The organism is Dokdonella sp. (assembly GCF_049593775.1).
GTDB lineage: Bacteria > Pseudomonadota > Gammaproteobacteria > Xanthomonadales > Rhodanobacteraceae > Dokdonella.
Map to the genome: position 1 here is coordinate 1 of NZ_JBAWHJ010000296.1, position 10,196 is coordinate 10,196.

The 10,196-nt window shown below is 60.7% G+C and carries 8 protein-coding genes; 6 read left to right on the plus strand and 2 right to left on the minus strand.

Features of this window, described 5'->3' with window-relative positions:
* Nucleotides 1-1,311: PQQ-binding-like beta-propeller repeat protein (locus WBP53_RS10430; RefSeq protein WP_423928637.1), on the minus strand; the 1,311-nt coding region annotated here is incomplete at its 3' end.
* Nucleotides 1,312-1,487: 176 nt separating this feature from the next.
* Entirely contained in the window at nucleotides 1,488-2,252 is a 765-nt protein-coding gene (locus WBP53_RS10435) for an enoyl-CoA hydratase/isomerase family protein (RefSeq protein WP_423928639.1), read from the minus strand.
* A 237-nt stretch (nucleotides 2,253-2,489) separates the two neighbouring features.
* Here WBP53_RS10435 and WBP53_RS10440 point away from each other — a divergent pair, with 237 nt between their 5' ends.
* The 6 genes from WBP53_RS10440 to rfbC form a co-directional block, all read left to right on the plus strand.
* A complete protein-coding gene (locus WBP53_RS10440; protein ID WP_423928641.1) occupies nucleotides 2,490-2,957 on the plus strand; it encodes a copper chaperone PCu(A)C in 468 nt (155 codons plus the stop codon).
* A 289-nt stretch (nucleotides 2,958-3,246) separates the two neighbouring features.
* Nucleotides 3,247-5,808, plus strand: coding sequence for a bifunctional aspartate kinase/diaminopimelate decarboxylase (locus WBP53_RS10445; RefSeq protein ID WP_423928651.1), 2,562 nt, complete (start codon nucleotides 3,247-3,249; stop codon nucleotides 5,806-5,808).
* Complete coding sequence (gene murL / locus WBP53_RS10450; RefSeq protein ID WP_423928643.1) at nucleotides 5,805-7,148, plus strand: UDP-N-acetyl-alpha-D-muramoyl-L-alanyl-L-glutamate epimerase; 1,344 nt, start codon at nucleotides 5,805-5,807, stop codon at nucleotides 7,146-7,148. The genes WBP53_RS10445 and murL overlap by 4 nt, the downstream gene beginning before the upstream one ends.
* A gap of 3 nt (nucleotides 7,149-7,151) precedes the next feature.
* Nucleotides 7,152-8,516, plus strand: coding sequence for a UDP-N-acetylmuramoyl-L-alanine--D-glutamate ligase (gene murD / locus WBP53_RS10455; protein ID WP_423928645.1), 1,365 nt, complete (start codon nucleotides 7,152-7,154; stop codon nucleotides 8,514-8,516).
* Nucleotides 8,517-8,799: 283 nt separating this feature from the next.
* Entirely contained in the window at nucleotides 8,800-9,687 is an 888-nt protein-coding gene (gene rfbA / locus WBP53_RS10460; RefSeq protein WP_423928647.1) for a glucose-1-phosphate thymidylyltransferase RfbA, read from the plus strand.
* The coding region (gene rfbC, locus WBP53_RS10465; protein WP_423928649.1) for a dTDP-4-dehydrorhamnose 3,5-epimerase at nucleotides 9,684-10,196 on the plus strand (513 nt) is incomplete at its 3' end. The genes rfbA and rfbC, both read left to right, overlap by 4 nt.

The following is a 10,196-nucleotide window of genomic DNA, read 5'->3' on the forward strand; positions in this document are numbered from 1 at the left end:
GTGCAAGGCCTTCTTGACCTCATCCGCACGAAATGCGGCATCGAATACGTCGTTTCCATCAACGACGCTTTCGCCGAGCAACCCCTGTGGCAATTCTGATGGTTCAGAAGCCAGTTGAAGCACGCCAGTGTCGAAGTTGATAGCCTGGAAGTGTGCGGTGGAGGCCCCTTCGGAGCGTGCAGATGCAACTCCCAGCAACTGATTGCCGGCCAGGCGGCCGAATCCAAGCCACTTGAGGGGTTTTCCGTCGGCATCCTCGTCGAGCAAAGCCGTCGTCCACTCGATGGCACCAGTGACAGCATTTATTTTGACAAGATCTCGTCCCAAATTAACCAGCGCCACCACGGAATCGCCAGTAATGGTCGCTTTGGCACAAGTGACACACGCCGGCGTACTGGCGCTCCAGATTTCACTTCCGTTGGCGGCAGACAGTCTGCGTACAAATGCAGTATCGATAACAACGGGTTCCGCCGCCGCGTCCTCGGTGACAAGAATCGTCGAGCCTGCCCAAACTGGAACGCTCCACAACGTCGATCCGTCAAGTTTGCTGGCGGCAATAAGCTGCGAGCCCGATTTCATATACAGGGCCGTCGAGCCCACGCCAATTATTGATGCTCCTCCAACTGCCTGGGCCGATACGTTCCATTGGACGAGTCCGGACGAGTCGGTCTTGACAATGCGATATCCGGTAACCTGATTTCCGGTCGACATGCTGAATGATGCATAGACATTCTGAGATTCATCGATCGATGTGCTGTTGCCATGACAGTATCGACTGCGATCGAACGCAACTTGCCAGTTGGCATTGCCAGTTTGGATATCCACTGCCGTTAGTATGTTGCAGCCCGAGTAGACCAGTTGGTTCGCGTCCAGTCGCGATATCGTTTCGACCAGCGCACTTCGAGACCAGAGAATTTTTCCGTCCGCGCCAAGTCGCGAAATTTCGCCGCTGGCATAAGGCCAGCTCGCCCCGAGAGTGACGACGGCTCCACCGTCTTCCATATCGAGGGCGGTGCCGGTCGGTTGGTCGAAATAGCCTCGATATCCGTAGAGGCTTGAGCTCCACAGCACGCCCGCATTTGCATTGATTCGCGTGGTTTTCCGGTCGCCGGCCGATAGGGGCAGGGAACCAAGAATTGCACCGCCGTCTTCGGTAAAAAACAGACTCGGTTCGGGATAGGTATCAAGCAACAGCGGAGTGGTGACGTTCCATGTGCTACTCCAGAGCACTTGTGCAGAGGCCGTTTGAGCGCACAGCAACCCTGCGCAAGTAGTTGCAACAATGAAATTCCTGAGCCATTTTCCCGACATGACAAGCATCCTCCCTGATATTCAAGCCTGAGTCTTGTTCCGGCCGCTGCCCTGAACTCACATCGTGGAGCGTGTGGGTTGACGCACTTTTTCCTGCAAGCAGCAGAAGTGCAGGATACAACTGTTCCTCAGTCAAGCCCAGGCATGATCCCGCACGAGTTGCATGCCATGATTGCTCAGCCACGCTTGGCTTTCAGCTTGGCAACCATGTCCTTGAGCACGATCTGTGCTTCGTCGCAGAACCAGCGTTCGGCGAACGCGTCGCTCTTTATTTCGGCAACGCGGTCGAATTCTGCGTGCAGGTCGGCGCGAGCAATGCGGCGGGTTTCGCTCATGGCCTGGGCTGGCTTCTTGAGCAAGTCCTGCAGCCAGCTGACGGCGCGACCGACCACGAGCTCGGTGTCGATGAGTTCATCGACCAGTCCAATCCGATACGCTTCCTCGGCATCGACCATCGCCCCGGCGACCATCAGGCGCTCGGCCCGGTGTGCGCCGATCAGTCGACGCATGGCAGCCTGGATGACTTCAGGTACGACAAGACCGACCTGCACTTCATTGAGGCCAATCCGGAATGCACCACGGGCCATGATGCGGTAGTCGCAAAACAGGGCAAGTACGGCGCCGCCGGCCGGACTGTGGCCGGTGATTGCAGCGACGACGGGAATGGGTGAGCGTCCCAGTGCCTCGCAGAGGCCGACAAATTCGGTCCAGAACTCACCCATCGCGGCGCGGTCGAGTTGCAACAGGGTCGGCACGTCCAGGCCGGCCGAGAACATGCCTGCGTGACCCGACAGAACGATGCCGCGCGCGCCCTGGCCTGGTGCCGCGATTACGGCCTTGCGCAACGTGCTGACCAATTCCGGATTGAGTGCATTCACCGGCGGACGCGAAAGGCGCAGTTCGTGGATATCGTCGTGGCGGAGGGTTTCCAGTACGGTCATGGGGGCGCCTTCGATTGATGAAACAAACAGGTGGGTGGAAACGGGAGCGGAGCCGAAGCTTGGACTGTCCCGGGTTCAGGGAGCAGCCAATCAGCAAGCCATTCGCCGCAGTATGGAACAGCAGTATAGGTCAGGCCGCGCCCCGGATTTCAGCAGCATGGAACCGGCTGCGGCAATTTGCTGCCGGATTCGCGCAGGACGTGGCGATATCATGCAGTCTCAACGATGGAGGTGATCATGGTTTATCGGAAGCACTTTGGCGTGCTGTTGACCCTGTTGATGGCGTTCGGCGCGGCTCACGCTGCCGGCACCCTTGAAGTCTCCAATGCCTGGATTCCGCAGGCACCGCCCGGAGCCAGCGCAATGGCCGGCTATCTGGATCTGAAGAATTCGGGTGACCAAACGGTCGGCGTCGTCTCTGCAAGGAGCGACCGATTCGGCGAAGTCTCACTCCACCAGACCATTGTCGAAGATGGCATGGCGCGCATGCGCCCCTTGAAGGACGTCACCATCGATCCTGGCAAGACATTCACGTTCGCGCCAGGCGGCAACCATCTGATGCTGATGGATCCTGTTTCCACGGTTGCTCCGGGCGATTCGGTCAGCATCGACTTCGAGCTGTCTGATGGACAGCACGTGAAGGCGGTCTTCACGGTGCGATCAGCAGATGAAACGGCTGGCGACGCGCACGAGCATCATCATTGACGTGATGTGCCGGTTTTCCTCGTAGTCTGCTCCTGTAGGAGTCGGCTTCAGCCGCGATGCCCTTTGTGACGTTTGCAGAAGAGCATCATGGCTGAAGCCATTTCCTGCGACGCACAACGGCCCATTGACTGGATGGTTCCGGGCGGCAGGGATGAGACTCCACATCGCCCGCATTGCCTTTTGCTGCAATGCCGCGAAGAATGGCGGACTCGCATTCCCGGGCCAGGCCGCACGCACCATCGTGAATCCATCCGACACGCTACTCCCGCACGACGCCCCGTGGGTGGTCATCAAATTTGGTGGCACCAGTGTGTCGACGCGGCCACGCTGGGACAATATCGCGAGTATCGCGGCGACCCATCAGGCGGCTGGCAAGCGCGTTCTGGTCGTCGTGTCTGCGCTGTCTGGCGTGACCGACCTGCTCAAGGCCATCGGTGAGACTCCCGCGGACGCGGCGGGCTGCGCCGAGCTTCGCGACACGATCGTTACGCGCCACCATGCGCTGTTTGGCGAGATGGGACTGTCCAGGCGCAATGGCGTGGATGCATGGATGGCCAAGCTCGACCAGTTGCTCGCAGATCCCCGACGCAAGGGTGGCGAGCTGGCCTGGCAGGCCGAGGTGTTGGCGCTAGGCGAGCTCGCCTCGAGCACACTGGGCGCGGCCTATCTGAACTCGCTGGGCCTGACCACGCACTGGCTGGACTCGCGTGAGTGCTTGCGCGCCGAAGCTCTGCCCAATCAGGCCGAATGGGGGAAATGGTTGTCTGCATCCGTGCGGGTTCGCCATGAACCTCAGACCGTGATTTCGCTGGCAGGTCGTGGCAATGTCTTCATCGCTCAAGGTTTCATTGCGCGCCGTGGGGAAGCTGCAACGGCCGTGTTGGGTCGCGGCGGTTCGGATACTTCGGCCGCCTATTTCGGCGCTCTGCTCAAGGCCGAAGCGGTCGAAATCTGGACCGATGTGCCGGGCATGTTCAGCGCCAATCCGCGCCAGGTTCCCGATGCTCGCCTGCTGGCCAGGCTCGATTACGCCGAGGCCCAGGAGATTGCAACCACGGGTGCGAAAGTCCTGCACCCCAGATGCATCCATCCCGTCCGCGACGAGCGTGTGCCAATCCGGATCAAGGACACCAACCGACCGGATCTGCCCGGCACCGAAATCGTCTGGAACACGCAGTCGACCGCGCCCAGCGTCAAGGCGATCAGTTCGCGCAAGGGCATCACCCTGGTGTCGATGGAATCGATCAGCATGTGGCAGCAAGTCGGTTTCCTTTCCGATGTGTTTGATGTGTTCAAGCGTCATGGCCTCTCCGTCGACTTGATCGGGTCGGCCGAAACCAATGTCACGGTTTCGCTCGATCCGTCGGACAACCTGCTCGACTCGGATGTGCTGGCGCGCCTGTGCACCGATCTTGAAGCGTTCTGCCGGGTCAAGGTGATTGCACCGTGTGCCGCGATCACGCTGGTCGGACGTGGCATGCGCGCGATGCTGCATCGACTGTCGGCCGTGCTCGCCGAATTCGGTGCACTGGACGTGCATCTGATTTCGCAGTCCTCGAACAATCTCAACCTGACCTTCGTCATCGACGAGGCCGTCGTCGATACCTTGATCCCGCGCCTGCATGCCTTGCTGATTCGTGCCGAAGTCATGCGTGTCGATGATCCGGCCATTTTCGGGCCAAGTTGGCGCGAATTGGCACAAGACGCTACCGCTGTGCATCGAGACATCTGGTGGCGGCGTGATCGCGAGAAGCTGCTTGCCTTGGGCACAACATCGACGCCGCGCTACGTCTATTGTCTCGACCAGGTTCGCGAACAGGCGCGCGGGCTTCGTGCGCTCGACATGGTCGATCGCTGGCACTACGCATTGAAGGCGAATCCACACCCGGACATCCTGCGCACGCTGCATGCAGAAGGCTTCGCATTCGAGTGTGTTTCATGGAATGAAATCGAAGCCCTGCGCAGGGTGCTGCCGGATCTGCCGGTCGAGCGCATTCTGTTCACGCCGAACTTCGCCCCACGCGAGGAATACCGTGCCGCACTCGCTGCCGGTGTTCGCGTCACCCTCGATGCCTTGCACCCGATGGCCGAATGGGGCGCCGATTTCGGCGGTCGCGAGATTTTCCTGCGCATCGACCTCGGCGCAGGTCGCGGACATCACGACAAGGTCAAGACCGGTGGAGCGCAATCGAAGTTTGGCGTTGCACTGGACGAAGTCGACGCATTCCGTACTCTCGCCCGCGAACGCGGCGCGCGCATCGTCGGTCTGCATGCGCATCTGGGTTCGGGCATCCTTGACGCGCAGCACTGGCGCAGCGTCTATGTCCAGCTTGCGAGCCTTGCCGAACAGTTCAATCGCATCGACGTGCTCAATCTTGGTGGCGGGCTAGGTGTGCCGTCGCGCCCCGAGGATGTGCCGCTGAATCTTGCCGCACTGGGAACGGCGCTGGACGAAGTCAAGCAGGCCTATCCGCAGTTCCAGTTGTGGATGGAGCCGGGACGTTATCTCGTTGCGGAAGCGGGCGTGCTGCTGGCGAAAGTAACCCAGACCAAGCGCAAGGGGGATGTGCGTTATGTCGGTATCGACGCGGGAATGAACTCCCTGATTCGCCCGGCGCTGTACGAATCCTGGCACGAGATCGTCAACCTGAGCAGGCTCGATGCACCCTCTGATGGCCTGGTCCAGATCGTCGGCCCGATCTGCGAAACCGGCGATGTGCTTGGCAACAACCGGCGCCTGCCCGTGTGTCATGAGGGCGATGTGATCCTGATTGCGGAAGCAGGCGCGTATGGCGCCGTGATGGGATCGCGCTACAACCTGCGTGAGCCGGCTGCCGAGGAGTGCTTGTGAACCATCCCGACCCACGTGCGGCAAAGACCTTCCGCTTCGTGCGCAGCGAATACATCGATTGCGAAGCGAGGCTGGTATACGCGTTCGATGATGGCCCGGAACTGATCGAGAGGATCGGATTTCCGCATGCGCCCGATTTGCCGCCCGAACGCGAGGCGGCATTCAGGGCCGCGCTGGATCTGCTGCATCTGATCGCCGGAGTCAGTTACTACAAGGCGGGCGTGCCTGATGAGATCGTTGTCGAAAGCGTCGCGATTGACGCCACAACGGCAGACTTCCTGAATGCGCTATACCTGCACGGGCTTGGCGAGTTCGCCTATCACAACAAGCTCGATCTGCGCAGCAGGATCCGTTTTCCAGAGGGTGTCAGCCCGGATGTTCTTCCTGCGGCCAAGTCGATAGGGCTGCCACCCAACACGCTGGTACCGATCGGTGGTGGCAAGGATTCCCTGGTCAGCGTCGAGATCCTCAAGTCGGTGGGCGAGAGCGCAACGGCGGTATGGATCGGCAGCTCCGCGCTGATCGAATCCTGCGCGCTACGCACCGGCCTGCCGATGCTCAACATCTCACGAGCCATTTCGCCGCTGCTGTTCGAGTACAACCGTGGAGGTGCCCTGAACGGTCATATCCCGGTAACTGCGATCAATTCCGCGATCCTTGTGCTTGCTGCAATCCTCTACGGACATGACGCGATCGCGTTCTCGAACGAGCGATCGGCATCAAGCGCAACGCTGGAATACGACGGCGTGCCGATCAACCATCAGTGGAGCAAGGGTTGGGAGTTCGAGCACGGCTTCCGCGATCTCGTGCATTCAAGTGTCGCTGCCGATCTAAACTATTACTCGCTGCTGCGGCCGCTTTCAGAGTTGGCGGTAGCCTCGCGGTTCGCACGCAACAATTGCTATGACGATGTGTTTTCAAGCTGCAATCGCAACTTCCGCATCCTTGGCCCGAAGCCTTCGGATCGCTGGTGCGGCCAGTGTCCCAAATGTCATTTCGTATTCCTCGCACTGGCGCCGTTCATGCCCAAGCCGCGATTGCTCGGCATCTTCGGACGCAACCTGCTGGACGATCCCGCTCAGGCAGGTGGCTTTGATTCCCTGATCGAGTACCGCGATCACAAGCCCTTCGAGTGTGTCGGCGAAGGTCGGGAATCGCGCGCGGCCATGAGCACCTTGAGTACGCGAGCCGAGTGGCGCGAGGATGCCATCGTCGAACGCTTTTCGCACGAGATCCTGCCCCAGCTGGATGCCACGGACGTGGCGCTTGCACCCCTGCTCCTGGCCGAGGGCGAGCACGGAATTCCCTCGCGCCTGGTTGCCGAAGTCGAGCGCGCCTGAGCAATGCGTATTGCCGATCTCGCAGGTTTGCGCGTCGCCATCTGGGGGCTGGGGCGCGAAGGCCATGCAGCCTACAAGGTCTTGCGGCAACGCCTTCCGAAACTGATGCTGACGATCTTCTGTGGTGATGCCGAAGCCGAATTCCTGATGGTCGGCAATGCGCTGGACCGTTTCATCACCACGCCACCCACGGCAGCCGACCTCTCCGCATTCGACCTGGTCATCAAGTCCCCGGGTATTGGCGGCTATCGACCGGAGTTGCTTGATGCGCAGCGAAACGGAACGCGTTTCAGCTCGGCGACCGCGCTGTGGTTCGCGGAACATGCCGGCGCCCGAGTGATCGGGGTTACCGGTACGAAGGGCAAGAGCACGACCAGCGCGCTGATTGCACATCTGTTGCGCGGCATTGGCCGACGCACCGCGCTGGCCGGCAACATCGGCCTTCCGGTGCTCGAGCTTCTGGATCCTTCGCAAGAACCTGACTGGTGGGTGCTGGAACTTTCCAGCTTCCAGACCCGCCAGGTCGATCATCTGACGCTCGGCGTGATCACCAATATCGAGGAAGAGCACCTGGATTGGCACGGCAGTCGCGAGCGCTATGTGAGCGACAAGCTGGCCATGGCCGTTGTCTCGGACACGCTGTTGGTCAACGCCAACCAGGTCGATCTCCTGCGTCGCACGAACCGCCATCCACGCAGAGAACTTTTTGGAAATACCGAAGGCTGGCATCTCGACGCCGAGCAGATTCGTCGCGGCGGGCAGGCGGTATTCGAGCGGTCACGACTGCCATTGCCCGGATGGCACAATGCGATGAATGCCTGCGCGGCACTCGCTGCGCTGGAGACGCTCGGCGAAGACGCGATGGCCGCAGCGCAACACCTGGTCACCTTCACGCCATTGCCACATCGATTGCAGACGCTGGGTGAGCGCGAGTCCCGTATCTGGATTGATGACAGCATAGCGACGACGCCGCAGGCCACGATCGAGGCGCTCCGAAGCCAGCCTGATCGTGAAGTCTGCGTCATCGTCGGCGGACATGAGCGCGGACTGGACTGGCAGGTCTTTGCCGACTATGCCCTGTCGAAGCCGCCGCACCTGATCATCGCGAATGGGGCCAATGCGGCACGCATCGGCCACCTGCTGCGTGCCACGAATCCGGATTGCCGTGTGGAGGTTTGCGTTGATCTTTCCGCTGCGGTCGCCTGTGCACGCAAGCAGACACCGGCAGGCGGGGTAATCATGCTTTCGCCCGGCGCTCCGAGCTTCGACCAGTTTCACGACTACGCCGAACGCGGCCGCTGCTTTGCCGAGCTGGCCGGGTTCGACCCCGAGGCCATAGGCCAGATCGAAGGCCTGGGAATCGCCTGACAGGCTATTGAAGTTCGACCCAGATGGCACGATTTTGCGGCGGAACGCACCTCATTTGCTCATTCGCCGCGGTAAATAGCGCTTTTCGGCCCGTTTCGCCTTATGTCTCGCACTCGCCTGAACAAGTTGCCAGCCTGCTCAGTCATCGCTGTCGCCAGACTCGCTAGCTTGCCAGGAAAGGCATGGAAATCAGTGGTATGGCGAAATTTTGGCGACCGGGCGAGCGCCAACCAGCGTCGCCGCCTACAATAGCCGGCCCGAAATCACGCGCAAGGCTCCTGTGGTGACATCACGACGCGGCATCATTCTCGCTGGTGGATCCGGTACCCGGCTGTATCCGCTGACCCAGTCGGTCAGCAAACAGCTGCTTCCGGTCTACGACAAGCCGATGATCTACTACCCGCTCAGCACCTTGATGCTGGCCGGCATCCGCGATGTCCTGATCATCAACACGCCGCATGAGCAAGCCCTGTTCCAGCGACTGCTGGGCGATGGTTCGCAGTGGGGACTCTCGATTCGCTATGCCGTGCAGGAATCACCGGACGGCCTGGCCCAGGCCTATCTGATTGGTCGTGACTTCGTCGGCAACGATCCAAGCTGTCTGATTCTTGGCGACAACATCTATTACGGCGATGGCCTGACCCGACTGCTCTCTGCGGCAGACGCACGTACGGACGGCGCCAGCGTGTTTGGCTACTGGGTACGTGATCCGGAACGCTATGGCGTGGCCGAGTTCGATGCCGATGGGCGCGTCATCGGCCTCGAGGAAAAGCCGGCCAAGCCGAAATCGAACTGGGCGGTGACCGGCCTGTATTTCTACGATGGCCGCGCGGCTGATTTCGCACGCGATCTGAAACCGTCGCCGCGCGGTGAGCTTGAAATCACCGATCTGAATCGCTGCTACCTGGCAGACGGCTCGCTGATGCTCGAACGCATGGGGCGCGGCTTCGCCTGGCTGGATACCGGTACGCATGAATCACTGGTCGAAGCATCGAGCTACGTGCAAACCATCGAGAACCGCCAGGGCCTGAAGATCTGCTGCCCTGAGGAGATTGCCTATTCGCAGGGCTGGATCGATGCCGAGCAGGTTTTGCACCTGGCCGCTCCACTGGCCAAGAATGCCTATGGTCAATACCTGCAGGAACTCGTGCGCGAGGGCCGTCCCGCATGAGGCTGATCAAGACGCCGCTTGAAGGCTGCGTGGTCATCGAGCCCAAGGTCCACGGTGATGATCGCGGATTCTTCTACGAGAGCTTCAACGCCAATCGCTTTGCCGAAGCGGGCCTAGACTTGCGCTTCGTGCAGACCAACGTGTCGCGCTCCGAGCAAGGCGTGCTGCGTGGCTTGCACTACCAGTGGCCGAATCCGCAGGGCAAGCTGGTCAGCGTTCTTGAAGGCGAGGTCTATGACGTCGCGGTCGACATCCGCAAAGGCTCCCCAAGTTTCGGTCAGTGGGCCGCGGCCATCCTGTCGGCTGAGAACAAGCGTCACTTCTGGGTGCCGGAAGGGTTCGCGCACGGTTTTGCCGTGCTCTCTGGCCCGGCCACGTTCGTCTACCAGTGCACGGCCCATTACGACGGCGCGGCCGACGCCGGCATCCGCTGGAATGATGCCGAGCTGGCCGTCGACTGGCCACTGGCCAATCCCTCGTTGTCGGACAAGGACAGCAAGGCCCCGTTC

What these genes read in the sequence shown, in the direction of transcription:
- WBP53_RS10435 (WP_423928639.1), bottom strand. Translation starts at nt 2,252, where the DNA reads ATGACCGTACTGGAAACCCTCCGCCACGACGATATCCACGAACTGCGC.
- WBP53_RS10440 (WP_423928641.1), top strand. Translation starts at nt 2,490, where the DNA reads ATGGTTTATCGGAAGCACTTTGGCGTGCTGTTGACCCTGTTGATGGCG.
- murD (WP_423928645.1), top strand. Translation starts at nt 7,152, where the DNA reads ATGCGTATTGCCGATCTCGCAGGTTTGCGCGTCGCCATCTGGGGGCTG.